This window comes from Pseudomonas sp. B23(2017) (assembly GCF_002113725.1).
GTDB lineage: Bacteria > Pseudomonadota > Gammaproteobacteria > Pseudomonadales > Pseudomonadaceae > Aquipseudomonas > Aquipseudomonas putida_Z.
In genome coordinates, this window is sequence record NZ_NEJM01000012.1 from 111,967 (window position 1) to 137,722 (window position 25,756).

The window sequence follows — 25,756 nt, forward strand, 5'->3', positions numbered from 1 at the left end:
CAGCAACAGCCATGTAGATGATGGTGCCGCCGACCAAGGAATGGACTGCACCTGACTGACAGTCAGGCATGCCCCGGTCATCGCATTGCTGCTTGCGCATGGCTCAGGATCTTCAGGCGCTGGTCTCGTCAGCCAATGCAGCCTCCACCCGCCCACCGGTAACGGTGCTCAGGAGGCCAGATCATGAGATGCCCCTGCTCTTGGTTGTAAAGAGCCGCCAGTCTCGAGTTAGAGAACATCCCCACAGGTCGCAGGGGCCTTGATCCCTGATAACACTCAGCATTCTTGGCGGGATGACGTGGGGAGGTTTACAGATGAGCGCCACTGAGCGACGGCGCCACTTACATTTGATGCAAATGGGAGATTTGCCAAAACTTCAATCAAAACGCCGAGTGGTCGACTGAGCTTTCGGATGTAGAAATGTGCTCCGGCGGACTTTGTACGCTTAGCTATACACCGCGTCAGCTCAAACTGCTTTGGCACGTAGATTAGACCATGATGGCATTGTGCTTTGATCCATATTTAAATATGCTTCCTCCGATGCGCCCAGGCGAACCAAAAATGAAACAAATTGCTAGCTCACATAAAAATCGATGTCAAATTAGCATTTCATTAAATTCAGCGCCATATAGCGTTTTATTTAGCAGAACAGAAACATGAAAACCTGAACTCTCGATAACCACCCTTCACATTTCAGCGACTATCATCGCATGCCAGATTGGTAAAATAGAATCCTATGCTGAATCAGAACTTTTCACCGGATAATCTAAAAAAATTCCTTCATAGCAGACGCGATCAGCGGAAATTGAAGAAGCAGAACTCCTTTGAAAGCGAAGAGAAAATTCTGACCGATCTGAGTTACACGGTGGACAGTCAAGATTTTAAATTTGAAAGCATTAGCACCGCCCAAATAAAAAACAAAAAAATAGTCCGCACCAAAAGCATAAAAGAGATTTTAATCCTAAGAAAGCTTAACGATAACCTAAAACGTATTTATGGTGCAAAGCAGTCTAATCGCAGAGAAATAACCAAGCAAGTATATACACTACTCCAAGAAATCAACCCAATACATATAATAAGATTAGACATTAAAAGCTTTTATGAAAGCATAAAGCTTGACGCCGTACTTGAACCAATTTTCGAAGAAACACTTCTATCACCTACTTCGAAAAAAATAGTCAAGGCAATTCTGAGAGACCCTTCAATCCCTGACCATATCCCCCGAGGACTAAACATAAGCTCTACGCTAACAGAAATATATATGCGCGATTTCGACGGTGCCATCAGAAGCCTCAGTGGAGTCTACTATTACGCTAGATACGTAGACGACATAATCATATTTGCATACAAGAACATAATGACTGGAAGCGAACGAGCAATTAAAAGCTCCCTTCCAACAGGACTTAACACACACAAAAAAAAGAGCAAATATCACCCTATTACTTGCAGGTGCCTGCTAAACTGCGAATGCAGTAACAACTGTAAATGCAGAGCATCTTGCACTTGCGAGCCTGACGCACCAAAAAATATTACGCTAGATTACCTCGGTTATAATTTTACCTTTTCTGACATTCCGAAAAACTCAAAAAAAGAAGATCGGAAAAAACCCAAAAAAATAACCGTAACCCTAGCAGAAAGAAAAGTAAACCGCATCAAGACAAGAACAATACTAGCGCTACTTGATCATTGCAAAAAACCAAACTACCAATTACTGAAGGATAGAATCCACTTCCTAACAGGGAACTGCGAGTTCAGCATTAAAGGTGATTTTAAAATTCGCAGCGGAATATTTTACAACTATCCGCTATTAAGCGCGGACGATCCGGCACTACTGGATCTCACAAACTTCCTAAGAAAATCGATACACAGCAAAAGAGGCTCATTGGGAAGAGCGCTATCAAAATCTCTATCCAACGCGGAACGCTCTCAACTAGGGAGACTTTCATTCCGTTCCGGATTCAAAAATAAAATCACCTATAAAGTTAGCGAAGAGAAGTTGAGCGCCATAAAGGAGTGCTGGAAAAATGCCTAAATCCAGGATCAACAAGGGAGATTTCAATAGGGTCCTATTAACCGAGACAGCACCATATGAAGTTCCTGTCATTTTCAACAACGAAGGTTTCTATGAGCACATAAAAAATGGGGATATGCACACAAATAACCTCCTCATGTCCATAAGGAGCAATACTTGGAAAATCCCACTTCCCTACAAAATAAAAAAAGACACACTGGGAGCTCGCAGACTCAGTCTGCCGCACCCAACATCACAGCTTGACTATATAGAATTCTACAAAGAATACGACGTACTAATTACGTCTCTGTGCTCGCGGAGCAAGATCTCTCTCAGAGCGCCTGTAAAAATAGCAGGTTTTTTCTATGATATAGATAGCAAATATAGTAGTGCTGACATCAACCCAGAGGCCAAGGAGATAAACGACGGATCTGACAACTTAAACATCCCTCATGCAAGCTCTTATTTTTCCTACAATAAATACAATTTTCTTTATAAATTTTACGAATCCTACGAATATCATAGGATCGAAAAAAAATTTAATTTCCTGATGCGCTTTGATATCTCAAAATGCTTCGACTCTATTTACACTCACTCGGTAGCATGGGCGGTCAAGAGCAAGGGATTTGCTAAAGAAAACCATAACGGAATATCATTTGAAAATAAATTTGATGAAATAATTAGAAACTCCAACCACGGAGAAACTAACGGCATCATTATCGGCCCCGAAACCTCAAGAATATTTTCTGAAATAATACTGCAGCGCATTGATATAGAAACCATATCAGACCTATCGAAAGACGACTTAATTTTGGGGCGTGACTATACCGTCAAAAGATATGTCGATGATTATTTTGTATTTTCAAAAAAAGAAGAAACCTGCCGTAAGATATTCAAGAAATTCAAGGAAAATCTAGAGCTATACAAGCTACACATCAATGAAAGCAAAACCAGCCTTCACACTACGCCATTTATGACCTCACTCACTATTGCGAAAAGTGAAACCAGGAAATTCATCAATGACTTTATTGATCAGCACCTAGTAAATACAGACGAGTCAACATGTGATGTAGTTTGCAAAGGTTCGCCATCAAAAAAAGCTAATCGCTTGATTCAAGAATTCAAACAAATACTTTTCTCCAATGTCACTGATTACTCTGGCGTCGCAGGCATTGCCTTAAGTCGAATCTGCAAAAAAATTAGCAAACTTAGAAATATAGCTTTCGCAGGCAATACTGATCGAGAAAGTATTTTTAACTTGATTTATATACTACTCGAACTTTGCTTCTTCATTCTATCCATGGCACCTAGAGTTAGAGTTACATACCTAGTTATTCAGATATCCTCGATTTGCCTTGATATTTCTAAACACCTTTCTTATGACCACGAAAACAACATAAAGAAAAAGATACTCGATGAAAGTATTTTATTTTTGGACCTAATGATTTACGACGAAAAAGATGACTGCAAGATTGAATCGCTAAATATCTTAACGCTACTATCCACGCTGGGTCGCGAATATCTACTACCCCCTCAAAAGCTAAAGTCTTTATATGAAAAAATAAGCTCCACCCATAACACTTGCTATTTCGAAACCATTACTTTTTTGCATTACATTAAGTCCAACCCCACATACAACACCCTTAAAGAAGAACTTCTAGAAAAAATTGAAGCCACTATTTCTCTTGACCGCCGTGCAATTGAGTCGAACACAATCCATTTGCTACTAGACAGCATGTCGTGCCCGTATATCACTGAAAAACTCAAGAAAAAATTCCTTCAACTTGTTCTAGATCAGTATGACATCCCCAACAAAAACAAAATCAATGACTTCCTAAAGTCAGTATCAAAAACCTGGTTCACCAATTGGGACAGCCAAATAAATCTTCAGAGAGCTATCGACAAAAAAGGCTTGAAATTCACTTACTAACCGAAGTAGAATCCAAGAGCTTGAGCGAGTGCCACTCAACACGGGACAATGGGGCAAGAAATTGCGTTTACACAGAGTCTTGAGCAATTAATTTTGCACACACACATAGCCTTCTCAAGTAAAGGTTGGCTGCGGTCAGTATGTACGCAGCCAATTTTTTTGCTCTACAGTTCACGATCGCAAAGCAATTTCAGCCAATGCCTTGCCTTGCTCTGACTAGAAGCTCCCTCATGACTTTTGAGGCTTAACACACTAAAGCCCGTCTATACAAGCGAATCATGGCTGTAAAGGTAGTTATAGGGATAGAGAATTCTACTTAATTAATTAAAATATTTAAATTCAAGTACTTATTACTCTCTTCGACTCCTGGTGCGCACCATACGCAGCATCAAAAAGGCTCACCGAAAGGTGGGCCTTTTTTGTTTCCAGCACGCTCTGCATGATCCCTTCCCCCAAGATTGATCTCAATCAAGCCTGACGCCGGCACGCAGCTTAGCCTGAGATCAGTCAGTCCTTGAGGGAAGGAAACCATGGCCAAGAAATTCCCCACAAACCCCAGCCACCCGGAGCGCATCTGCTGGGGCTGCGACCTGTATTGCCCGGCCAAGTCATTGGCCTGTGGCAATGGGGCGAGTCGGACCATGCACCCGGTGGAACTGTTTGGCGAGGACTGGGACAGCTTCGAGGACCGGCTGGAGAAGCCGGTTGATCGCGAGCAAGGGGCAGGGCCTAGCTGAAATGGGACCGCTTTGAGGCCCATCGCCGGCAAGCCGGGCTCCTACAGGTACAGCGCATGCCTTGAAGCCCGGTGCAGCCCCAGCGAATCAGGTGCCGCGGTGAATGGCACGGGCTTCGCCCGTATTCGCGGGCGCGCCCGCTCCCACAGGGATCGCACCACCTATCAGAAATTGAGCAAGGCAGTTGCTCCCAAAGGAGTGCGCCGGGCTCAAGGCATGCGCTGTACCTTTGGGAGCGGCTTTAGCCGCGAACACCGGCGCAGCCGGTGCCATACACCGCGTTGGATTCTTCGCGGCTAAAGCCGCTCCCACAGGGTACGCGGATTGCTTGCAATTTCAGTTATCTACGCGACAGCGCAGCCCAAAGGGCTGGGCCATCTACCACAGGTACAGCGCATGGTTTGAGCCTGGCGCCGACCCAGCGAATCAGGTGCTGCGGTGGATGGCACTGGCTTCGCCCGTGTTCGCGGGCGCGCCCGCTCCCACAGGGATCGCGCCACCTGTTAGAAATTGAGCAAGGCAGTTGCTACCAAAATACCTGTGGGAGCCCGGCTTGCCGGCGATGGGCTGCGCAGCAGCCCCAGTGCGTTTGATCAGAACGCTGTGCTGACCGTCAGCGACAGGTTGCGGGGGTCGCCGTAGATTGCCCCGGCATAGAACCCGTAGCGGGTGTAGTAGTGCTTGTCGAACAGGTTGTTGGCGTTGAGGCTGACGCTGGTGTCGTCGGTAAGCTGGTACTTGGCCATGGCATTCCAGATGGCATAACCGGACCAGTTCACGTCAGTGGCACCGGTGCTCACACCATTGCTCGGCTGGCCCGCCGGGCTGGAGATTGCGCGGATGTTGCTCTGCGCAGTAACCCCGGCGCCCAGGGTCAGGCGGTCGAGCGGGCCGGAAAGGCGGTAGGTGGTCGAGGCCTTGAACAGGTGCGATGGGTCGCTGCGGCCGTCGCTGTCGACGCGGCGAAAGTGCAGGTAGGTGTAGCCGGCGTACACGTTCCAGCTGGGGGTCAGGGCGCCGGCGATTTCCAGGTCGATACCATCGGTTTCCTGGCCGGAACCGGCTTTGTAGGCGTCGCCACCGGTGGGGGTGGTCAGGTCGCCGTCGAGCACTGCCTTGTTTTCCTGCTTGGTGCGGAAGTACGCCGCCGAGGCGTTCAGGCGGCCATCGAACCACTCACCCTTGATACCCGTCTCGTAGCTTTGCCCGCGAATCGGCTCGACCTTGCTGCCGCTGCTGGTTTCAGCGGTTTGCGGGGTGAAGATGTCGGTGTAGCTGGCATACAGCGAGTAGTTGTCGTTGAGGTCGTACACGGCGCCCAGGTACGGGGTGACGATGCCGTTCTCTTCCTGGCTGGTACGTGCGCCAGCCACGCTGCGGGTGGTGGCCGAGTAATTGCTGGTGCGCACACCGAGGATGACCGACAGTGGGTCGGTGATGCTCAGGCGGGTTGCCGCGTACATGCCTTGCAGGCGGGTGGTGGTCTTGCTGTGGCGGCCAGTGCGCGAGGCGATGATGTTGTAATCGTCATCCACGCCATTGCGCCAGTCGGTCAGCGGGAAGCCGTTGTTGGCGCGGAACTGGCAACCCAGCGCAGGCGCACTGGCCATGCCGTCGCCAACCATGGTGCAGGTGTATTCCGGCGACCAGGCCACGGTGCGGCTGTCGTTGTAGCCAACCATCGCCTGGTGGGTACGGCCGAACAGCTGAAACGGGCCGGACAGGTCGATCTGCGCCGACTGTTGGGTGGTGTCGGTGGAGCTGTGCAAGCCGTTTAGCACGGCGCCGCTGCCATCCTGGTCCCAATAGCCGCCGTAGCTGCCACGGCCCGCCGAGTTGACCTTGGCCAGGCCGCGGTGGTTGAGGGTTTCGGCGGTGCTCTGGGCGGCTTTCAGGTTCAGCGTCCAGTCGTTGTCGAAGCGGTGCTCCAGCGAGCCGAACGCGGTGCGGGTGGTGTACTCGCCAAAGCTCCAGCTGGGCACCACGTTGGTGCTGCGCGGCAGGTCGGTCTTGCTGCCATCGCGGTACCAGATCGGGATGTTCGCACCCCAGCCACCGCCAACAATCTTGTTGTACTCGTACTGGTAGCCGGCACCAAGGGTGGTGGCGTCGTCCAGGTCGAACTCGAAATTGGCCAGCGCGGCGCGGGATCGTTCGGACTGGTTGTCGCGGAATGAGTTGGCGTCCTGCTGGGTCATCACGAAGCGCGAACGCAGGCGGCCGTCTTCGGACAGCGGCAGGTTGAGGTCGGCGCCCAGGCGGCGCTTGTCCCAGCTGCCGTAGGTGGCATAGGCGCTACCGCCGAACGTCCTGGTCGGTGCCTTGCGGATCAGGTTGACGGTGGCCGACGGGTCGCCGGTACCGCCCAGCAGGCCGTTGGCGCCGCGCACGATGTCGATGCGCTCGTACAGGTCCATGTTCAGTGCGTTGCCGCCACCACTGAAGTCGGAGCCGCCCTGGAACTGCAGGCCATCGACCTTCCAGTTGCTGATCGAGTAACCACGGGCACGGTAGTCGGTACGCCCGCCCACTTCGGACTTGCTCGCGGTCACGCCTGGGGTGGTTTCCAGCGCTTGCTCGATGGTGTGGATGTCGCGGTCATCCATCTGCTGGCGGGTAATGGTGGTGACCGACTGCGGCGTCTGGCGCGGCGTCAGGGCCAGGCCGGTGGAGCTGCGGGTGCTTTCGACCGTGTAACCCAGCTGGCCGGCTTCGTCGGCGGGCAGCAGGGCGCTGTCTTCGATCTGCGTGGCCTCCAGTTCCAGGGGCTTGCTGTCAGCAGCCATCGCGCCACCACTGACGGCCACTGCAATGAACAGGGCCAGCGGTTTGAGGCGCGTGCCGCCTCGGCTGATGGAGGGGAAGGCGTTCGGGGTGCTCTCGGAGTTCATTTGGGAAGGCTTCGTATTTGCAGATGATTTTTTGTTAGGATTCTAGGGATCGGCCCCCCGGGCTCCAGACCCGGCTTGTACGGGGATGTAATCGAACGTAACGAGCGCCACCGGCCCTCACCGAACAGGTGTTTTTCTGCATGAGCACAACTTTGCTTGTTGTCGACGATGACGACGAGATCCGCGAACTTCTTTGTGATTACCTGACGGATGCCGGCTATAACGTGCTGGCAGCGGCTGACGGCGAGCAGATGCGTGAGCAACTGGCCCGGCACAAGGTGGAGCTGGTGGTGCTGGACCTGATGCTGCCGGGCGAAGACGGCCTGAGCCTGTGCCGCCAGCTGCAAGCCACCCCGGGGCTGGCGGTGATCATGCTGTCGGCCAAGGGCAGCACGCTGGACCGCATCATCGGCCTGGAGGTGGGTGCCGATGACTACCTGGCCAAGCCCTTCGAGCCACGCGAGCTGATCGCCCGGATCAAGGCCGTGCTGCGTCGTCCGCAACGCCTGGATGCCCCCGCCGAAGAGCCGGTAGAAGATGCCCAGCTGTTCGCCGGTTTCCGCCTGGAACACGTGAAGCGCCTGCTCACCCGCCCCGATGGCGAGACCCTGACCCTGCCCCGCTCCGACTACCGCGTACTGCGCGAGCTGCTGGAAGCCAACAACCGTGTGGTGTCCCGCGACCAGCTGACGCGCAGTGCGTTCGGCCGCGACCACCTGCCAGACGACCGTTCGGTGGACATGTGCGTCAGCCGCCTGCGCCAGCACCTGCGCCACGCGCCGGCGGGTGCCGCGCAAATTCTCACTATCCGCAACGAAGGCTATTTGCTGAGCATCGCCGCCAACGGGGCCGATACCTGACATGCGCTGGCTGCGCCGGCTGTGGCCACGCACGTTGTTCGGCCAGTTGCTGCTGATAATGGTCAGCGGCACCGTGCTGATCCAGTTGATGTCCAGCAGCATCTGGTTCGATGTGCGTTTTGCCCAGGTTCTCGAGGCCCCTGTCCGGCTGATTGCCGCACGCAGCGCGCCGTTGATCGCTCAGGCCGACTGCCGTGCCGGTGCACTGCAGGCGCCAGCGCATTACCAACTGCGTTGCAGCGAAGCCCTGCCCACGCCGGTGCAGGACGAGCGCCGCGGGCGCAGGCGTGTCGAGCTGTTGCTGCACCAGGCCCTCGAGTACGAGTTGGGGCATGCTCAGGACGTGCGCCTGATGAAGGTGCAGTTGACCGACGAACAGGGCCAGCCGATCGTCTGGCGCAGCCTGTTCGGCCTGCGCACGGCCCAGGCGCATCTGCAGTTCGCGGTGCCGTTGGCCGATGGGCACTGGCTGACTATCGAGGGCCAGGAACTGCAAGGCTGGAGCGGCGAGTCGGCCTGGGTGTTGATCAGCGATTACCTGTTGCGGGTGTACGCGCTGCGCATCGTCGCGGTGTTGCTGGTGTGCCTGATAGCCGTGCGCCTGTGCCTGCGCCCGCTGCGGCGCCTGGCCGATGCCGCGCGCGGCCTGGGCAGCAACCTCGAGCAGCCGCCCTTGGCGCTGGATGGCCCGGAGGAAGTGCGCCAGGCGGCCCAGGCCTTCAACGCCATGCAGCAGCGGCTGATCGCGATGGTCAACGACAAGGCCTACTTCCTGGCCGCCGTGTCCCACGACCTGCGCACCCCGCTGACGCGCATGCGCCTGCGCCTGGAGCGCCTGCCGGACGACGAAAACCGGCAGCGCCTGCGGCAGAACATCGCGCAGATGGACAACATGATCGGCCAGGTGCTCGATTACCTGCGCGCGGGGGAGCAACAGAACTTGCAGCAGGTAGACCTGGACCGGCTGGTGGTGCGCCAGTGCGCGGAGCTGGCCACCGCCGAAGAGCCACTGCCGGTGCATGGCCAGGCGGGCAGCCTGCGGGTCGATGCCCTGCTGCTGCAGCGCTGCCTGCAGAACCTGCTGGTCAATGCGTTGCGTTATGCCAAGGAGGTTTCGGTCACGCTGGAACAGGCGAGCACGGGGGTGTTCATCCATATCGATGACCGCGGCCCGGGGATTGCTCCGAGCCTGCTGGCGACCATCATCGACCCGTTCGTGCGCGGTGAAGGGTCGCGCAACCAGGCGTCCGGGGGGTATGGGCTGGGGTTGAGCATCGCCCAGCGGATTGCTGCCAGCCATGGGGGCGAGTTGCTGCTGGAGAACCGCGAGGGGGGTGGGTTGCGGGTCAGCGTGTTGCTACCCAATCAGCCTTTACGCGCCCCCCTGTAGGAGCGGCCTTGTGTCGCGATGGGCTGCGCAGCAGCCCCGGATTCTGGAGTTGATGCAAAGAGTGCCGGGGCCGCGTCGCGCCCCTTTCGCGACACAAGGCCGCTCCTACAAAGGACCGCATGAGCCTGGAAACACGCGATCAGGTAACAGTCTTTTACCGATTACCCAGGTTTTCCCCTCCCCGCCTTTGCCTATCCTATGCCCGGTCATCCTGCCTGCGATGGACCCATGAAACACTCTCTACCCAGCCGCTACGCCTGCCTCGCCCTCTGCCTGCTGTTCACCTTCACCAGCCTGCCGCTGCTACCCCAGCATGCCTGGCTGTGGCCGTTCACATTGATCACCGCGCTGCTCAGCCTGGTCGGCCTGAATGACCTGCGGCAAAGCCACCACGCCGTGCGCCGCAACTACCCGATCCTGGGCAACATCCGCTACCTGATCGAAACCATCCGCCCGGAAATCCGCCAGTACCTGATCGAGGGCGACGACGACAAGCTGCCGTTCTCCCGCTCGCAGCGTTCGCTGGTCTACGCCCGGGCCAAGAACGAAAGCGCCGAGAAGGCCTTCGGCACCCTCAACGATGCCTACAAGCCCGGCTTCGAGTTCATCAGCCATTCCATGCTGCCAGTAGCCACGCCAGACCCGGCATCGTTCCGCATCGCCATTGGCGGGCCGCAATGCCGCCTGCCCTACTCGGCATCGATCTTCAATATCTCGGCCATGAGCTTCGGCGCCCTCAGTGCCAACGCCATCGCTGCCCTCAACCGCGGTGCACGCATGGGCCGTTTTGCCCATGACACCGGCGAAGGCAGCATCAGCCCGTACCACCGCGAACATGGCGGTGACCTGATCTGGGAAATCGGCAGTGGCTACTTCGGCTGCCGCACCGAGGACGGGCGCTTCGACCCACAGCGCTTCGCCGAGCAGGCGCGCTCGCCGCAGGTGAAGATGATCGAGATCAAGCTCAGCCAGGGCGCCAAGCCGGGCCACGGCGGCATCCTGCCGGGGCACAAGGTCAGCCCCGAAATTGCCGCAACCCGTGGCGTGCGCGTGGGCGAGGATTGCATCTCGCCGGCGGCGCACAGTGCCTTCCGCACGCCGGTCGAGTTGCTGCAGTTCGTTGCCAGCCTGCGCGAGCTGTCGGGCGGCAAGCCGGTGGGGTTCAAATTCTGCCTGGGCCACCCTTGGGAGTTCATGGGCATTGCCAAGGCCATGCTGGCCACTGGCATCACTCCGGACTTCATCGTCGTCGATGGCAAGGAAGGCGGCACCGGGGCGGCGCCACGCGAGTTCAGCGACAACATGGGCGTGCCGATGCGCGAGGGCCTGATGTTCGTGCATAACACCCTGGTCGGCCTGAACCTGCGCGCCAGTATCCGCATTGGCGCGGCAGGCAAGATCGTCAGCGCCTTCGACATCGCCAGCGTGCTCGCCATCGGGGCGGACTGGGTCAACTCCGCGCGCGGCTTCATGTTCGCCATCGGCTGCATCCAGTCGCAGAGCTGCCATACCAACAAATGCCCGACCGGCGTGGCCACGCAAGACCCGCTGCGCCAACGCGCCCTGGTGGTGCCGGACAAGGCCGAGCGGGTGGCCAGCTTCCACCGCAACACGCTGCATACGTTGGCCGAAATGTTGGCTGCCGCTGGCCTGGAGCATCCTTCGGAGCTCAAGCCCAAGCACTTGGCGCGGCGTATCAGCCCTAGCGAAATCGGGCTGTTCTCGGACCTGCACACATTCCTCAAGCCGGGCGAATTGCTCAGTGGCTCGATTGAAAGCGAGTTTTATGCGCGGATGTGGCGGATGGCGCGTAGTGACAGCTTTGCGCCGGAGACCGGGGAGGGAGAGGTGAAGGTTGCTGGGGTGCGGCGCAGGGAAGTGGAGCCGGCGTGAAAGCCGGGGGCCGCTTTGCGGCCCTTTCGCGACACAAGGCCGCTCCTACAGGAGTACGCAATCTCATGTAGGAGCGGCCTTGTGTCGCGATTGGCTGCAAAGCAGCCCCTAGGCCATCAGATCAGGATCAGAAGATGCTGATCGGGTACTCGACGAATACGCGGACTTCGTTGCCGTCGTCGTTGTAACCGTTCTGCTGCACGGCGTTGTTGGTACGCACGAACGAGCTACGCAGCTTGATCGACAGGTCCTTGGCCGGGCCGTCCTGCACCACGTAACGGATCTGGTTGAAGATCTCGCGCTCTTTACCTTCACCGAAGCCCTGCGGGTTGTCGACGTTGCGGGTGTTGATGTTGTCACCCACCACGTAGGCCAGCTTGTAGGTCAGGCCCGGGATGCCGTAGGCACCGAAGTCCAGGCCGTAGCCCAGCTGCCAGGAGCGCTCGTCTTCGGCGTTGAAGTCGGACCAGTACGAGTTGGCCAGGTAGATGGTCGAACCACCGTCACCCACGCCACCCTCGTTCTGGTACCAGCCGTAGTTGTAGCCGGTGCTGCCGGTGCTGCGCTGGTGGGCGATGGTGAACGAGTGCGCACCGAACGCGTAGGTAGCTGCCAGGCTCCAGATGGTGTTGGAGTCGCCGTTGAGTTTGGCGCTCTTGACGAACTTGTTGTCGATGTCCGACTTGTAGCCGTTGAAGTCCAGGGTCAGGGACTGGTCGTTGGCAATCGGGAAGACGTAGTTCAGGCCCAGGTAGTGCTTCTTCATCACGTCTTCGTTGTCGGCGGTGTACAGCGAAGCGGTGAAGTTGTCGGTGAACTTGTAGCTACCACCGAGGACGTTGATCGACTTCAGGCCACCACCGTCACGGCGCTCGGCGCTCTTGCGCGCTTCCTGGGTGAAGCGGCCGGCGTTCAGTTCCAGGCCCTGGATCTCTTTGGAGGTGATCAGGGTACCGGTGAAGCTTTCTGGCAGCAGACGGGCGTCGTCGTACTGCAGCACTGGCAGTGCCGGCATCTGGTCCCCGTACTTGAGCACGGTGTTGGAGATGCGGAACTTCACTGCAGCGCCACCACGGGCCAGGTTGTGCGGCGAGTTGGCGTTGCCGTTCTCGTCCTTGAAGTCCGAAGGCTTGAAGAAGTCGACACCGGCGCCACCGTTGTGGCCCTTGCCGCCGTCCAGACGCACGGCGTACAGGCCGAATGCATCGACGCCGACACCGACGGTGCCCTGGGTGAAGCCGGAGGAGAAGTTGGCGATGACGCCCTGGCCCCATTCGATCTGGTCGTCGGTGCCGTGCTTCTTGTCACGATTGATGTAGGCGTTACGCAGCAGGACGTTGGCGTGGCTGTCCTCGATGAAGCCTTTGCTGTCGGCCTGATCATTGGCCTGTGCCTGGGTCGCGGCGACCATCGCCAGGGCGACCAGGCTGATCCTGGTTTTCAACATGTTGTTTTCCTTATTTCTTAATCAAAAACGCTCTGCAATATGACGCCAGGAACCAACGCCCCTTCGTAGGTTCGACGCTATGCGGATCCAGACTGGAAGGCCTGCCGGTAATCACACGGCGGCCTCTGGCAGCAGCATGGCCAAGATCATGGCCAGCAGGCGTTGGCCGAATCCTAGCCGTGTGCGATTACAAATGTCAAAAAGTCGTGAAATGCAGGTTGATATAACCAAAATTTCCTGTGGGTCTGGTGCATTTCCATGCAGGGTTGCGCTATCAGCGGACAATTTATCTTGTGTAGGAAATAGCCTTTTGATCGAACGGACAATTTCCGGTGAGGGCGCTTTCGCAGCACAAGGCTGCTCCTGCACGGAAACGCGGCGCAGCAGCGACCGTAACAAACTGACACAGATGTAATGACAACCCTTTACAAATACTCAAGCAAGAGCAAATAACAAGCATTACCATCCGCACCTCTTTTTCACCTGCTCGATCCGGATGTGCCCATGCTTGTACCCTGCCGTCTTTCACCCCTGACGCTTGGCCTGTCGCTGCTGTTCGGCGCCAGCCTGGCCAGTGCCGCCACCACCACCCTGCCGGAACTGTCGGTAACCGCCGACAGCGAGCGCGAAGAGGACAACCCGCGGGTCAAGGAGGTAAGCACCGCGACCCGCACCTCGACGCCGGTACGCTATGTGCCGCAGGCCATCGACACGGTGAAGACCGTCAACGTGCTGGATTACGGCAGCAACACCCTGGGCAAGGCGCTGGAAGGCATCCCCAACGTCAGCAGCGGTGCCGACACCCGCTTCGACAGCGTGCGCATCCGCGGCTTCGAAGCCAGCAACGACTTCTACCTGGACGGCATTCGCGACGACAGCCAGTACATCCGCGACCTGCATAACATCGAGCGGGTCGAAGTGCTCAAGGGGCCGGCAGCGGTGCTTTATGGCCGTGGCAGCCAGGGCGGTATCGTCAACCGGGTAAGCAAGGCGCCGGAGCACGGCCGCCGTTCGAGCATCGAGGCGCAGGCCGGCAGCGAAGACCTGCGCAGTCTGTATGCCGACCTCAGTGCCGACCCCAGCGACACCGTCAGCCTGCGCCTGAACATGGGCAACCAGGACAACAACAGCTTCCGCGACGGCATCGACGGCAGCCGCCAGCTGTTCGCCCCGTCGATCAGCTGGCAGGTCACCCCCGACCTGAACTGGCTGGTGCAATACGAATACAGCCGCTACAACCGCACCCCGGACCGTGGCATCCCCGGGGTCAACGGCCGCCCGGCAGATGTCAGCCGCAGCACCACCTATGGCGACACCCAACGCGACTACATCGATGACCGCGCTCAGTCGCTGCGCTCGCGCCTTAACTACCAGCTGAACGAAACCTGGCAGTTGCGCCATACCTTGGGCCTGTTCAAGCTCGACAGTGAGTTCGACAACACCTATGTCACGGGCTACGACGCCAGCACCGACACCTTGACCCGCCAGCGCTGGCAGCAGGACCTGAACACCCGCAACCTGTTCAACACCCTGGAGGCCGAGGGCGACTTCGACACCCTGGGCCTGGAGCACAAGCTGTTGCTGGGCCTGGAGTTCGGCAACCAGAAGCGCGACCCGGTGCTGTACAAAGCGGTCGACCAGAAGCTGCAGGGCCTGGGCAAGCCCGGCCGCGACCAGCAGCTCAATGGCCCGATGACAGTGTTTAGTGACAACCATACCGTGGTCGATAGCCGCGGCCTTTATCTGCAAGACCAGATCCGCTTGAACGATCAGTGGCAGGTACTTGCCGGCGTACGCTTCGACCAGTTCGACGTGCAGACCACCAACAAGGATGGCCTGAGCGAAACACAGGACAGCAACAGCACCAGCCCACGCCTGGGTGTGGTCTACACACCGTGGCGCGACCATTCGTTCTACGCTTCGTGGAGCAAGACCTTCTCGCCGGTTGGCGGTGGCCTGATCGGCATCACCCCAGGCGCAAAGGGCAACGGTAACGACGCCAAGCCGGAAGAAACCCGCCAGAAGGAAATCGGCGTGAAGAGCGACTGGCTCGACCAGCGCCTGACCACCACCCTGGCCATCTACGAGCTGGAACTGTACAACCGCCGCACCCGCGACCCGCTTGTCCCGGAAAACATCTTGCTCAGCGGCATGCAGCGTTCGCGCGGTATCGAGCTGACCGCCACCGGCAACATCGTTGGCAACTGGTACGTGCGCGGGGGCATCGGCCTGCAGGACGCAACCATCGTCAAGGACAACAACGGCCAGGAAGGCAACCGCATCAATGACGTGGCCAAGCGCAACGGCAGCCTGTTCGTGACCTGGAAACCGGAACTGGGCTGGTACGCCGAAACCGGCCTGACGCTGGTGGGCGAGCGATATGCGGACAACCAGAACACCACGGTGCTGCCGGGGTATGGCCGCTGGGATGCATTGGCGGGGTACCGCACGCAGGACTGGGATGTGCGGGCGGCACTGAGCAACATTGCCGACAAGACCTATTACAGCTCGGCGACCAGCGCGGCGCAGATCGAGGTGGGTGACCCGCGTAGCCTGGTGGTGACTGGCAGCTACAGCTTCTGATCTTTATTGCCTGTGCCGGCCTCTTCGCGGCTAAAGCCGCTCCCACAGGTACCCCACATGTATCGAGCCCAGTGGGGTACCTGTGGGAGCGGCTTTAGCCGCGAAGGGGCCAGCACAGGTTTAAGCAATCGATCAGTGCCACACCGCCATCAGCGCCTGCATTTCTGCTTCGCTGATCAGCCCTTGGGGGTATCGTCCGGCAAGCAGACGTTGTGGGTCGGTCGTCCTGACCCTGATGCTTCCATGGTGTTTCAACCACTTCGCCACAAGCCTGAGCGATTGGTGATTCACTGCCGATGGGCGCAAAGCCGACTCACTTGCTGCGTTCATCTCTACACGTACTCCCTGGCCCGTGAGCGGCTAATCTACGTAAGGATTGTTACAGATCCGAGAGCGCGGCGTGGCCGAGCTATCTGACTGAAAACAATACAAAACATATGCCAGCACAGGCCTGCGGACGGCCCCGGAAACAAAAAAGGCCCGTCATCTGACGGGCCCCTTCATTCACCGTGCGCTCAACGCTTGACCGGTGCCGGCTGCTGCTGGGTCAGGCAGTGGATGTTGCCACCGCCCAACAACAACTCGCGACCTGGGATCATCACCACCTCGTGGTCGGGGAAGATCTTCGCCAGAATCGCTCTGGCCTCGGCATCTGCCGGGTCGTCGAAGCTTGGCGCGATGATGCCGCCGTTGACGATCAGGAAGTTCACGTACGAGCCGGCCAGGCGCACCGACGGGTCACGCTCCTGGCTGCCGGCCACCTGATCGACACCGGCACACTCTTCGGCGGTGGCGAACAGCGGGCCCGGGATCGGCATCTTGTGCACGATGAATTCACGGCCCTTGGCATCGCGGGTGTTCTTCAGCACCTCCATGGCGGCATGGCAGCGTGCATAGTTGGGGTCGTTGGAATCATCGGTCCAGGCTAGTAACACTTCGCCCGGGCGCACGTAACAGCAGAAGTTGTCGACGTGGCCATCGGTTTCGTCGTTGTACAGGCCATCCGGCAGCCAGACCACGGTGTCCACCGCCAGCTGGTCGCGCAGCACCGCTTCGATCTGCTCGCGGTTCAGGTGCGGGTTGCGGTTGCGATTGAGCAGGCACTCTTCGGTGGTTATCACGGTGCCTTCGCCGTCCACGTGGATCGAGCCACCCTCGAGCACGAAACCTTCGGTGTGGTAGCGCTGGCAGCGTTCCATTTCCAGGACCTTGGCCGCCAGCTCCTCGTCGCGGTTCCACGGTGCGTACAGGCCGCCGTCGAAGCCGCCCCAGGCATTGAAGCCCCAGTCCACGCCACGCACTTCCCCCTGGTCGTTGATGACGAAGGTCGGGCCGGTATCACGCACCCAGGCGTCGTCGTTGCTGATCTCGACCACGCGGATGTTCGGCTGGTCGAGCTGACGACGGGCATTTTCGTACTGGCCAGCGGAAACCGCGACGGTTACCGGCTCGAAGCGGGCAATGGCCTTGGCCAGGGTCACATGGGCAGCCTGCGCCGGCTTGCCGCCCAGGCGCCAGTTGTCCGGGCGCTCCGGCCAGACCATCCACACCTGGGTTTGCGGGGCCCACTCGGCGGGCATGTGGAAACCATCGGCACGGGGAGTGGAGTTGAGGGTTTTCATGGTTGACCTCTGTGATGGCCCTGAGCCGGACTGTGCTGGGGCGTTTGTCAATTTATAACCGATATATATCGATATTTGAAGCCCGATAATCGGGAAATCTATGAGCTAATACCGCTAGTAAATCGATAACAATCGAAACATACGCAACCTTGGCCGAGAACCAAAGCGGCACGACCTCTACCATAGACAGCCCTTGTGAATGCCGTTGAAGCCCTAGGCGGAAAAAACGGCCAGACCGGCTAGGGTCAATACATGTGCAAAACGGGCCAGCGAACCGCCATGAACATCATCCCTACCGCGATCCCTGAAGTACTGATCATCGAGCCAAAGATTTTTGGTGACAGCCGTGGTTTTTTCTTCGAGGCGTTCAACGCCCGTGAGTTCGCCCGGCAAACCGGCGTGAATGTCGAGTTCGTCCAGGACAACCAATCGCGCTCCATCAAGGGAGTACTGCGTGGTCTGCACTATCAGGTAGAAAACACCCAAGGCAAGCTGGTGCGCGTGGTGCAGGGGGAAATCCGTGATATTGCCGTGGACGTGCGCAAGAGCTCGCCAACCTTCGGCCAATGGGTCGCGGTGCAGCTGTCGGCCGACAACCATCGCCAGTTGTGGATTCCGCCCGGCTTCGCCCATGGCTTTGCGGTGATGAGCGAGTCGGCCGAGTTTCTCTACAAGACCACCGACTACTACAACCCGGGCGCCGACCGCTGCATTCGCTGGGATGACCCGACGCTGGCCATCGACTGGGGGCTGCAGCAGCCACCAGTGCTGTCGGACAAGGACAAGCGCGGCCTGCCGCTGGCAGAGGCGGAACTGCTGCCTTAACTAGCGCATAATTGCGGCAGACTTTTCTGGCGCCTTTACGTGATGATTGCAAAACCCACGCCCCCACGCCGTCCCCGCTGGCGCAGCCTGGCCCTGTTGGCCCTGTGCCTGGCCCCGTTACTGTGGCCCCTGCATCACCTGGCCGAACGTTACTACCAGGAAGAACTGGCCTCGCAGAACCGCCAGACCCTCGACCTGTACGTCGCCAACCTGCTCGGCACCCTGCACCGCTACGAAACCTTGCCGCAGATTCTCGGCGACCTGCCGGCGCTGCGCGGGGTGCTGGCCGACCCGTTCCGCCTGGAAGCGGTGACCAACGCCAACCGCCTGCTCAAGGACATCGTCCAGCAGACTGGCGCCGAGGTGATGTACCTGATGGACGTCAGCGGCAACACCCTGGCTGCCTCCAACTGGGACAAGCGCGACAGCTTCGTCGGCCGCAACTTCGCCTTCCGCCCCTACTTCAACGAAGCCATGGCCGGCCGCCTGGGGCGCTTCTTTGGCCAGGGCACCACATCGGCCAAGCGCGGTTACTTCTTCGCCGCCGCCGTGCGAGACCGTGAACGCATCGTTGGCGTACTGGTGGTCAAGGTCGACCTCGACCACACCGAAACCTTGTGGGGCCGCACCCCCGAGCAGCTGTTGCTGACCGACCACAATGGCGTGGTCATCCTGACCTCGCGGCCCGACTGGCGCTTCCGCGCGACCCGCGCGCTGACCGAGGCCGAGCGCCAGGCCATCATCGCCATCCAGCCCTACCCGACCCAGGCCCCGCAACCGCTGGTGCTCAACCAGGACGCCTGGATCAGCCAGACCCGCGACATCAAGGAAACCGGCTGGCAGGTCAGCATCCTCGCCCCGCGCATGCTGGTCGACCGTTCGGTGCAAACCGTGATGGCCATCGGCGCTGGCACCCTGCTGGTGCTGATGCTGCTGGCCGGCCTGGTGATGCAGCGGCGCCGTCACTACATCGACCGCATCGACTTCGAGGCACGTGGCCGCCAGGAACTGGAAAAACGCGTGGCCGAGCGCACCGCCGACCTCGAAGGCCTGAACACCCGGCTCAAGAGCGCCGTGCTGGAGCGCGAGAACGCCCAACAGGAGGCCGTACGCGCCCAGGACGAACTGGTGCAGGCCGGCAAGCTGTCGGTGCTCGGCACCATGTCGGCCAGCATCAGCCACGAACTCAACCAGCCGCTGGCCGCCATCCGCAGCTACGCGGAAAACGCCGAGATCCTGCTCGACCACCAGCGTACCGAAGACGCCCGCGGCAACCTCAAGCTGATCGGCGAGCTGACGGGGCGCATGGCCTCGATCATCGCCCATCTGCGCGCTTTCGCCCGCCGTGACCGCCATGCCCCGGAGAGCGTGGCCCTGCAGCCGGCCCTGGACGATGCCTTGGCGCTGCTGGCCAAGCGCCGCCGGGCGATGGCCGTCGAGCTGATCCGCGACCTGCCGGAAGCCACCTTGTGGGTACAGGCCGGCGAGACCCGCCTGCGCCAGGTGCTTGGCAACCTGCTGGCCAATGCCCTCGACGCCCTGACCGAAAAGGCCAACCCGCGCCGCCTGTGGCTAAGTGCCGAGCAGCGCGATGACTGCGTCTACCTGTACATTCGCGACAACGGCCCCGGCTTCAGCCGCCAGGCCCTGGAGCACGCCAAGGAGCCGTTCTTCACCACCAAGACCCGCACCCAGGGCCTGGGCCTGGGCCTGGCCATCTGCGAAAGCCTGATGCGCGCCCTGGGCGGTGAACTGCTGCTGGCCAACCACCCGGAAGGTGGCGCACTGCTGACCCTGCAGCTGCGTGTGGCCGCGCCTGGCGCTACTTTGCCCAATTCGGAGGACCCCTCGGCATGACCACCGAGACACTGATCGACAGCCGAGCCCAGGTCATCCTGGTCGATGATGACCCGCACCTGCGCCAGGCCCTGAGCCAGACCCTGGACCTGGCCGGGCTCAAGGTGGTCGCCCTGGCCGATGCCCAGGGCCTGGCCGAACGCATCGAGGCCGACTGGCCCGGGGTGGTGGTCAGCGACATCCGCATGCCGGGCATCGATGGCCTGCAACTGCTGGAACAACTGCACGGTCGTGACAACGAACTGCCGGTGCTGCTGATCACCGGCCACGGCGATGTGCCGCTGGCGGTGCAGGCGATGCGCGCCGGCGCCTATGACTTCCTGGAAAAGCCCTTTGCCAGCGACGCCCTGCTGGACAGCGTGCGCCGCGCCCTGGCCCTGCGCCGCCTGGTGCTGGACAACCGCAGCTTGCGCCTGGCCCTGAGCGATCGCCAGCAACTGGCCACCCGCCTGGTGGGCCAGTCGCCGTCCATGCAGCGCCTGCGCGAGCAGATCGGCGCCCTGGCCGGCACCCGCGCCGATGTGCTGATCCTGGGTGAGACCGGTGCCGGCAAAGAGGTGGTGGCCCGCGCCCTGCACGACCTGTCCAGCCGCCGCGACGGGCCGTTCGTGGCGATCAACGCCGGCGCACTGGCCGAGTCGGTGGTCGAAAGCGAGCTGTTCGGCCATGAGCCTGGGGCGTTCACCGGCGCGCAGAAACGCCGCATCGGCAAGTTCGAGTTCGCCAACGGTGGCACGCTGTTCCTCGACGAAATCGAGAGCATGAGCCTGGATGTGCAGGTGAAACTGCTGCGCATGTTGCAGGAACGGGTGGTCGAGCGCCTGGGTGGCAACCAGCTGATCCCGCTGGACATCCGCATCATCGCCGCGACCAAGGAGGACCTGCGCCAGTCAGCCGACCAGGGGCGTTTCCGCGCCGACCTGTATTACCGCCTGAACGTGGCGCCGCTGCGTATTCCACCGCTGCGCGAACGCGGCGATGACATCCTGGTGCTGTTCCAGCACTTCGCCGACGCCGCCAGCCAGCGCCATGGCCTGCCGCCACACGCCTTGCAGCCGGCCCAGCGCGCCATGCTGCTGCGTCACGACTGGCCCGGTAACGTACGCGAGCTGCAGAACGCCGCCGAGCGTTTCGCGCTTGGCCTGGAACTGGCCCTGGACGGCCAGGCGCCACCTGCGGCAATGCCTGCGGTACCGATGCCGAGCGGCAACCTCAGCGAACAGGTCGAGCAGTTCGAACGCTCGCTGATCGCTGCCGAACTGGCCCAGCCACACAGCTCCATGCGCAGCCTGGCCGAGGCGCTGGGCATCCCCCGCAAGACCCTCCACGACAAGCTGCGCAAGCATGGCTTGAGCTTCGACGGCGGTAGCGGCGGGCATGACGATCAAGAGGACAACCGTTAATGAACACCGATAGCCAGTACTTGCAGTCCGTCCTGCACGGCGACATCCCCCTGACCCGCGAAATGGGCCTGGAAGTGCTCGATTGGCAGCAGCACACCCTGCGCCTGCAATTGCCGCTGGCGGCCAACGTCAACCACAAGAGCACCATGTTCGGCGGCAGCCTGTACTGCGCCGCGGTGCTGGTGGGTTGGGGCTGGCTGCACCTGCGCCTGCGCGAGCTGGGGATTGATGACGGGCATATCGTCATCCAGGAAGGGCAGATCAGTTATCCGCTGCCGGTTACCGGGGCGGCGGTGGCGCGCTGTGCGGCGCCGGATGAAAAGACCTGGGAGCGGTTCTTGACCATGTACCAGCGCCGCGGGCGGGCACGGTTGACGCTGGAGACCACGGTGAGCAATGCCGGTAGTAACGAGCCTGCTGTTACCTTCAGCGGCCAGTACGTGCTGCACCGCTGACACGGACCACTTGGTAACAGGCTGGCACGATCCCTGTGGGAGCGGCCTTGTGTCGCGAAAGGGCCGCAAAGCGGCCCCAGAAAAATAGGCGGCGAACTATGAACACTGGGGCCGCGCTGCGGCCCTTTCGCGACACAAGGCCGCTCCCACAAGATCGTGCCGAAGCGGCGATCAGATCAGGCTCAGAAAGGCTTGGCGCCACGCAGCATTTGCCGGCAATGCCAGGAAATGCGGGTTGAGCAACGACTCCCGCGCCGGGTACCGGAACGGCAAGCCATCCAGCCCGATTACCTCCCCACCAGCCCCTTCCACCACGCCCTGCGCCGCCGCGGTATCCCACTGCGAGGTCGGTGCCAGGCGCGGATAGCAATCGGCGCTGCCCTCGGCCAACAGGCAGAACTTCAACGAACTGCCGATATTGGCCAGCTCCAGCTCACCCACCGCAGCCCCCAACCCGGCCAACAAGGCTTCCTGTTCCGGGCTGGAATGGCGACGGCTGGCAACCACGGTGAAACGCCCACCCGCCGGCGGCGCATTGCGTACCTGGATCGCCTGGGCGGCCTCACCCGCTTCCGCACGCCAGGCGCCCAACCCGCGACCACCGAAGTAGCAGCGCCCGTTGGTCGGCATGGAAACAACGCCAAACACCACCTCGCCGTTTTCGACCAGGGCGATGTTGACCGTGAACTCTTCGCTGCCGGCAATGAATTCCTTGGTGCCGTCCAGCGGGTCGACAAGCCACCAGCGGCTCCAGCCCTGACGCTCGGCCAGCGGAATGTTGCAGTCCTCTTCGGACAGCACCGGGATCTGCGGCGCCAGCGCCAGCAGGCCATCGGCAATCACCCGGTGCGCCGCCAGGTCGGCGGCGGTGACCGGCGAATCGTCGGCCTTGTTGGTCACGGCCACATCGGCGCGCCAGAACGGCAAGATCGCCTCGCCCGCCAACAGGGCCAGCTTGACCACTTCGTGCATCAATTGCAGGTCGTTCATGCTTCCAGCAGCCCCCGCTGAATCAGCAGGTCACGCGCCAGGTACAGCGCCGCCAGGGCACGCCCCTCGGTGAACTGTGGGTGCATGGCCAGGGCCGAGAGTTCGCGCAGGTTGACCTTGTCGACCCGCATCGGCTCCGGCTCGTCGCCCTCCAGGCGCTCCTCGTAGAGATCGCTGGCCAGCACCACCTGGATCTTCTGGCTCATGTAGCCCGGCGACAGCGACAGCTCGGTCAGGTGCTCCAGCTGGCGCGCGCCAAAACCGGCCTCTTCCTTGAGCTCCCGGTCGGCTGCCGCCAGCACGTCCTCGCCCGGCTCTATCAGGCCCTTGGGCAGCGACAGCTCGTATTCGTCGGTGCCGCCGCAGTATTCCTCCACCAGCACCGCGTGCTCGGCATCGAGCATGGCCACGATCATCACCGCGCCGTAGCCATTACCCCGGCCCACCAGGCGCTCGTAGGTACGCTCGTTGCCATTGCTGAAGCGCAATTGCACGGCTTCGACGCGAAACAGGCGGCTACTGGCGACGATTTCGCGGCTGAGGACGGTGGGTTTCTGGCGCATGGGGCGGCTCCTTGGCGTGAACGGGTTACTATACCGTGGCTTGCCGACTGATCGAGAGTTTCCCATGCCTGTTCTTCCCTGGTCCGCCATCGATACCGTCCTGCTGGACATGGATGGCACCCTGCTCGACCTGCATTACGACAACCGCTTCTGGCTGGACCACCTGCCCCAGCGCTATGCCGAGCTGCACGGGGTGAGCCGGGCCATGGCGGAAATGGAGCTGCAGCCGCTGTTCGAACGCAATGCCGGCACGCTGAACTGGTATTGCCTGGACTTCTGGAGCCGCGAACTGCGGCTGCCGATCCGCGAGCTGAAACAGGAAATCGCCGACCTGATCGCCCTGCGCCCGGATGCCGATACTTTCCTTGCCGCTATCCGCGACGCGGGCAAGCGCGTGGTGATGATCACCAATGCGCACCGGGATTCGCTGTCGCTGAAGCTGGAGCGGGTGGAGCTGGCGCCGTATTTCGAACGGCTGATCAGCTCGCATGACTATGGCTACCCGAAGGAAAGCCCGCAGTTCTGGGACGCATTGCAGGCGGACATCGGCTTTGAACCGGAGCGCAGCCTGTTCATCGATGACACCCTGGCGATTCTGCGCAGTGCGCGACGGTTTGGCGTGGGGCATCTGCTGGCGGTGCGCCAGCCGGATAGCCAGGCAGGGCCGCGGGATACCGCGGAGTTTGCGGCGGTCGAGGATTACCGGGAATTGTTGGCAGGCTTGTGAGGGCCCTATCGCCGGCAAGCCAGCTCCCACATGTACCTCGCAGGCCCTCAGGCCTGTGATAATCCTGTGGGAGCTGGCTTGCCGGCGATAGGGCCGGTACAGGCTGCAGAGATCAGTCAGGAATACGCAACACCTGCCCCGGATAGATCTTGTCCGGGTGCTTGAGCATCGGTTTGTTGGCCTCGAAGATCTTCTGGTACTTGTTGGGGTCGCCATACACCTTCTTCGAAATGGCGCTCAACGTATCACCCTTCTCCACCGTCACGAACCGCGCGGCCTGGGCCACCGGTCCGGTCACGGTGATCTGGTCATCGACACTGGCCACGCCAGCGACGTTGCCCGCCGCCAGGATGATCTTCTCCTTCTCCTCCTGGCTGGCCACCTCACCCTTGAGGATGATCGTGTCTCCCTCTACAGTGGCCGTGATATTCGGGTTGCCCAGGCCGACACTTTCCACGTGTTTCTTCAGCTGCTCTTCGGCATTGGCATTGCCGGGGGTCAGCAGGTCGATCAACTTCTCGCCCGCTTCCTTGACGAAACTGAACAAGCTCATAGCGCTCTCCTTGTTGACGAAACCTCGGACACAGCAGTCTAGGCCAGCTTTTCCCCTGGCGCCCCCATGCGACCAATCGACGCGGTCTATCAAGGCATAGACCCTAGCGATTAGACGCCGCCGGCCCGCACGCCTAGGCTTGTGCTATCTGAAAGCTGCCGATAGCCCCGATGAAAAGTCAGCCCCGATGAACAGCAAACCTCCGGTCTGCGCGGCCTCATCGCCCTTGACCATGCCCGCCGCCAGCAACACCTACGATTACGTCCAGCTCAATGACGCCAGACGCGACAGCACGCCCCTGGCCGAAGAAGTGGCCCTGGCCATTGTCTACAACGGCCTGAACCAGGCGGTGATGCTGGTCAGCCCCACCGACCTGGAAGACTTCGCCGTCGGCTTCAGTGTCGGCAGCGGCATAGTGGAAGGCACCACGGAAATCTACGACCTGAAACTCTCCGGCAGCGGCTCGGCAATGTATGCCGACCTGGAGATTTCCAGCCGTGCGTTCTGGAACCTGAAAAACCAGCGCCGCCAGCTGGCCGGCACCAGTGGTTGCGGCCTGTGCGGGGTCGAAGCGCTGGAGCAGGCACTGCCAGAGCTGGCCAAGCTGCCTGGCGCACCCTTGCCACCGGCGCAATGGCTGGTCGGCCTGCGTGAGCGCATCGATGCCTTCCAGCCCCTCGGCCAGCACTGCGGCGCGGTGCATGCGGCGCTGTTCATGGACCGCCACGGCGAACTGCTGCTCGGCCGCGAAGACATCGGCCGGCACAACGCCCTCGACAAGCTGATCGGCGCCTTGCTGCGCCAAGGCATCGACAGCCAGGGTGGCCTGGCCATCGTCACCAGCCGCTGCAGCCTGGAGCTGATCCAGAAGGTGCTGCGGGCCGGTATCCAGACCCTGGTAAGCCTGTCGGCGCCCACCGGCCTTGCCCTGCAATGGGCGCGCAAGCACAACCTCAACCTTATCCATCTGCCCAAGCACAGCGCACCGCGGGTCTACAGCCCAGCGGCGGAGTCGTAAC

20 protein-coding genes are annotated in these 25,756 nt (G+C 60.1%); 13 read left to right on the top strand and 7 right to left on the bottom strand.

Going from position 1 to position 25,756, the window contains the following annotated elements:
- Positions 1-736: 736 nt before the first annotated feature.
- The 3 genes from drt3a (at position 737) to CAG46_RS19145 (ending at position 4,678) form a co-directional block, all read left to right on the top strand.
- Positions 737-2,032, top strand: coding sequence for an antiviral reverse transcriptase Drt3a (gene drt3a, locus CAG46_RS19135; protein ID WP_085618317.1), 1,296 nt, complete (start codon positions 737-739; stop codon positions 2,030-2,032).
- Positions 2,025-3,941 (top strand): antiviral reverse transcriptase Drt3b, encoded by a 1,917-nt coding sequence (gene drt3b / locus CAG46_RS19140; RefSeq protein WP_085618319.1) that lies wholly within the window; start codon positions 2,025-2,027, stop codon positions 3,939-3,941. Before drt3a ends, drt3b begins: the two co-directional genes overlap by 8 nt.
- Positions 3,942-4,471: 530 nt before the next feature.
- A complete protein-coding gene (locus CAG46_RS19145; RefSeq protein WP_085618322.1) occupies positions 4,472-4,678 on the top strand; it encodes a DUF3079 domain-containing protein in 207 nt (68 codons plus the stop codon).
- Positions 4,679-5,271: 593 nt separating this feature from the next.
- Here the strand turns inward: CAG46_RS19145 and CAG46_RS19150 are convergent.
- On the bottom strand, positions 5,272-7,569 hold the full coding sequence (locus tag CAG46_RS19150) for a TonB-dependent siderophore receptor (RefSeq protein WP_085618324.1): 2,298 nt from the start codon (positions 7,567-7,569) through the stop codon (positions 5,272-5,274).
- Positions 7,570-7,709: 140 nt separating this feature from the next.
- Here CAG46_RS19150 and CAG46_RS19155 point away from each other — a divergent pair, with 140 nt between their 5' ends.
- From CAG46_RS19155 to CAG46_RS19165, 3 genes are all read left to right on the top strand, one after another.
- Positions 7,710-8,429 carry a response regulator gene (locus CAG46_RS19155; RefSeq protein ID WP_025337347.1) on the top strand — a complete coding sequence of 240 codons (720 nt, stop codon included), beginning with the start codon at positions 7,710-7,712 and terminating at the stop codon, positions 8,427-8,429.
- Between the two features lies 1 nt (position 8,430).
- A complete protein-coding gene (locus CAG46_RS19160) occupies positions 8,431-9,819 on the top strand; it encodes an ATP-binding protein (protein ID WP_085618326.1) in 1,389 nt (462 codons plus the stop codon).
- Between the two features lie 228 nt (positions 9,820-10,047).
- Positions 10,048-11,712, top strand: a complete 1,665-nt coding sequence (locus tag CAG46_RS19165) for an FMN-binding glutamate synthase family protein (protein WP_085618328.1) — start codon at positions 10,048-10,050, stop codon at positions 11,710-11,712.
- A 127-nt stretch (positions 11,713-11,839) separates the two neighbouring features.
- On the opposite strand, the gene CAG46_RS19170 is transcribed toward CAG46_RS19165, so the two are convergent.
- The gene (locus CAG46_RS19170; RefSeq protein ID WP_085618330.1) at positions 11,840-13,159 is read right to left on the bottom strand and encodes an OprD family porin; all 1,320 of its coding nucleotides are present in this window, start codon (positions 13,157-13,159) and stop codon (positions 11,840-11,842) included.
- A 504-nt stretch (positions 13,160-13,663) separates the two neighbouring features.
- Between CAG46_RS19170 and CAG46_RS19175 the strand changes: the two genes are divergently transcribed.
- A complete protein-coding gene (locus CAG46_RS19175; protein WP_085618332.1) occupies positions 13,664-15,742 on the top strand; it encodes a TonB-dependent siderophore receptor in 2,079 nt (692 codons plus the stop codon).
- A gap of 132 nt (positions 15,743-15,874) precedes the next feature.
- On the opposite strand, the gene CAG46_RS29145 is transcribed toward CAG46_RS19175, so the two are convergent.
- Both CAG46_RS29145 and aguA read right to left on the bottom strand, forming a co-directional pair.
- The gene (locus CAG46_RS29145) at positions 15,875-16,072 is read right to left on the bottom strand and encodes a hypothetical protein (protein ID WP_085618334.1); all 198 of its coding nucleotides are present in this window, start codon (positions 16,070-16,072) and stop codon (positions 15,875-15,877) included.
- Positions 16,073-16,257: 185 nt separating this feature from the next.
- Positions 16,258-17,364, bottom strand: coding sequence for an agmatine deiminase (aguA, locus tag CAG46_RS19185; protein ID WP_025337343.1), 1,107 nt, complete (start codon positions 17,362-17,364; stop codon positions 16,258-16,260).
- 279 nt (positions 17,365-17,643) lie between these two features.
- Here aguA and rfbC point away from each other — a divergent pair, with 279 nt between their 5' ends.
- Genes rfbC through CAG46_RS19205 form a run of 4 tightly spaced genes read left to right on the top strand, consistent with a single transcriptional unit; the run spans position 17,644 to position 21,904 of the window.
- Positions 17,644-18,189 (top strand): dTDP-4-dehydrorhamnose 3,5-epimerase, encoded by a 546-nt coding sequence (rfbC, locus tag CAG46_RS19190; RefSeq protein ID WP_085618336.1) that lies wholly within the window; start codon positions 17,644-17,646, stop codon positions 18,187-18,189.
- A gap of 42 nt (positions 18,190-18,231) precedes the next feature.
- The gene (locus CAG46_RS19195) at positions 18,232-20,046 is read left to right on the top strand and encodes an ATP-binding protein (protein ID WP_025337341.1); all 1,815 of its coding nucleotides are present in this window, start codon (positions 18,232-18,234) and stop codon (positions 20,044-20,046) included.
- Complete coding sequence (locus tag CAG46_RS19200) at positions 20,043-21,449, top strand: sigma-54 dependent transcriptional regulator (protein ID WP_025337340.1); 1,407 nt, start codon at positions 20,043-20,045, stop codon at positions 21,447-21,449. Before CAG46_RS19195 ends, CAG46_RS19200 begins: the two co-directional genes overlap by 4 nt.
- Positions 21,449-21,904, top strand: coding sequence for a YiiD C-terminal domain-containing protein (locus tag CAG46_RS19205; RefSeq protein WP_085618338.1), 456 nt, complete (start codon positions 21,449-21,451; stop codon positions 21,902-21,904). The genes CAG46_RS19200 and CAG46_RS19205 overlap by 1 nt, the downstream gene beginning before the upstream one ends.
- A gap of 171 nt (positions 21,905-22,075) precedes the next feature.
- Here CAG46_RS19205 and cysQ read toward each other — a convergent pair whose 3' ends face one another.
- Together cysQ and nudE are read right to left on the bottom strand one after the other, a co-directional pair.
- Positions 22,076-22,894: a 3'(2'),5'-bisphosphate nucleotidase CysQ gene (gene cysQ / locus CAG46_RS19215; protein WP_084785110.1), complete on the bottom strand. Its 819-nt coding sequence runs from the start codon at positions 22,892-22,894 to the stop codon at positions 22,076-22,078.
- Positions 22,891-23,457: an ADP compounds hydrolase NudE gene (gene nudE / locus CAG46_RS19220; RefSeq protein ID WP_015268611.1), complete on the bottom strand. Its 567-nt coding sequence runs from the start codon at positions 23,455-23,457 to the stop codon at positions 22,891-22,893. The genes cysQ and nudE overlap by 4 nt, the downstream gene beginning before the upstream one ends.
- Positions 23,458-23,521: 64 nt before the next feature.
- Here nudE and yrfG point away from each other — a divergent pair, with 64 nt between their 5' ends.
- Positions 23,522-24,184, top strand: coding sequence for a GMP/IMP nucleotidase (yrfG, locus tag CAG46_RS19225; RefSeq protein WP_085591842.1), 663 nt, complete (start codon positions 23,522-23,524; stop codon positions 24,182-24,184).
- Positions 24,185-24,296: 112 nt separating this feature from the next.
- On the opposite strand, the gene lysM is transcribed toward yrfG, so the two are convergent.
- Positions 24,297-24,737 (bottom strand): peptidoglycan-binding protein LysM, encoded by a 441-nt coding sequence (lysM, locus tag CAG46_RS19230; protein WP_023661080.1) that lies wholly within the window; start codon positions 24,735-24,737, stop codon positions 24,297-24,299.
- 187 nt (positions 24,738-24,924) lie between these two features.
- On the opposite strand from lysM, the gene fdhD reads away from it, so the two are divergent.
- Complete coding sequence (fdhD, locus tag CAG46_RS19235; protein WP_075044326.1) at positions 24,925-25,755, top strand: formate dehydrogenase accessory sulfurtransferase FdhD; 831 nt, start codon at positions 24,925-24,927, stop codon at positions 25,753-25,755.
- Position 25,756: the final 1 nt, after the last annotated feature.

Bases quoted from the DNA above. Each gene is read 5' to 3' on its own strand.
- cysQ (WP_084785110.1), bottom strand. From the start codon at position 22,894: ATGAACGACCTGCAATTGATGCACGAAGTGGTCAAGCTGGCCCTGTTG.
- CAG46_RS19165 (WP_085618328.1), top strand. From the start codon at position 10,048: ATGAAACACTCTCTACCCAGCCGCTACGCCTGCCTCGCCCTCTGCCTG.
- CAG46_RS19175 (WP_085618332.1), top strand. From the start codon at position 13,664: ATGCTTGTACCCTGCCGTCTTTCACCCCTGACGCTTGGCCTGTCGCTG.
- CAG46_RS19160 (WP_085618326.1), top strand. From the start codon at position 8,431: ATGCGCTGGCTGCGCCGGCTGTGGCCACGCACGTTGTTCGGCCAGTTG.
- CAG46_RS19155 (WP_025337347.1), top strand. From the start codon at position 7,710: ATGAGCACAACTTTGCTTGTTGTCGACGATGACGACGAGATCCGCGAA.
- CAG46_RS19145 (WP_085618322.1), top strand. From the start codon at position 4,472: ATGGCCAAGAAATTCCCCACAAACCCCAGCCACCCGGAGCGCATCTGC.
- aguA (WP_025337343.1), bottom strand. From the start codon at position 17,364: ATGAAAACCCTCAACTCCACTCCCCGTGCCGATGGTTTCCACATGCCC.
- drt3a (WP_085618317.1), top strand. From the start codon at position 737: ATGCTGAATCAGAACTTTTCACCGGATAATCTAAAAAAATTCCTTCAT.
- nudE (WP_015268611.1), bottom strand. From the start codon at position 23,457: ATGCGCCAGAAACCCACCGTCCTCAGCCGCGAAATCGTCGCCAGTAGC.
- CAG46_RS19200 (WP_025337340.1), top strand. From the start codon at position 20,043: ATGACCACCGAGACACTGATCGACAGCCGAGCCCAGGTCATCCTGGTC.
- yrfG (WP_085591842.1), top strand. From the start codon at position 23,522: ATGCCTGTTCTTCCCTGGTCCGCCATCGATACCGTCCTGCTGGACATG.
- CAG46_RS19150 (WP_085618324.1), bottom strand. From the start codon at position 7,569: ATGAACTCCGAGAGCACCCCGAACGCCTTCCCCTCCATCAGCCGAGGC.
- CAG46_RS19205 (WP_085618338.1), top strand. From the start codon at position 21,449: ATGAACACCGATAGCCAGTACTTGCAGTCCGTCCTGCACGGCGACATC.
- fdhD (WP_075044326.1), top strand. From the start codon at position 24,925: ATGAACAGCAAACCTCCGGTCTGCGCGGCCTCATCGCCCTTGACCATG.
- drt3b (WP_085618319.1), top strand. From the start codon at position 2,025: ATGCCTAAATCCAGGATCAACAAGGGAGATTTCAATAGGGTCCTATTA.
- lysM (WP_023661080.1), bottom strand. From the start codon at position 24,737: ATGAGCTTGTTCAGTTTCGTCAAGGAAGCGGGCGAGAAGTTGATCGAC.
- rfbC (WP_085618336.1), top strand. From the start codon at position 17,644: ATGAACATCATCCCTACCGCGATCCCTGAAGTACTGATCATCGAGCCA.
- CAG46_RS19195 (WP_025337341.1), top strand. From the start codon at position 18,232: ATGATTGCAAAACCCACGCCCCCACGCCGTCCCCGCTGGCGCAGCCTG.
- CAG46_RS29145 (WP_085618334.1), bottom strand. From the start codon at position 16,072: ATGAACGCAGCAAGTGAGTCGGCTTTGCGCCCATCGGCAGTGAATCAC.
- CAG46_RS19170 (WP_085618330.1), bottom strand. From the start codon at position 13,159: ATGTTGAAAACCAGGATCAGCCTGGTCGCCCTGGCGATGGTCGCCGCG.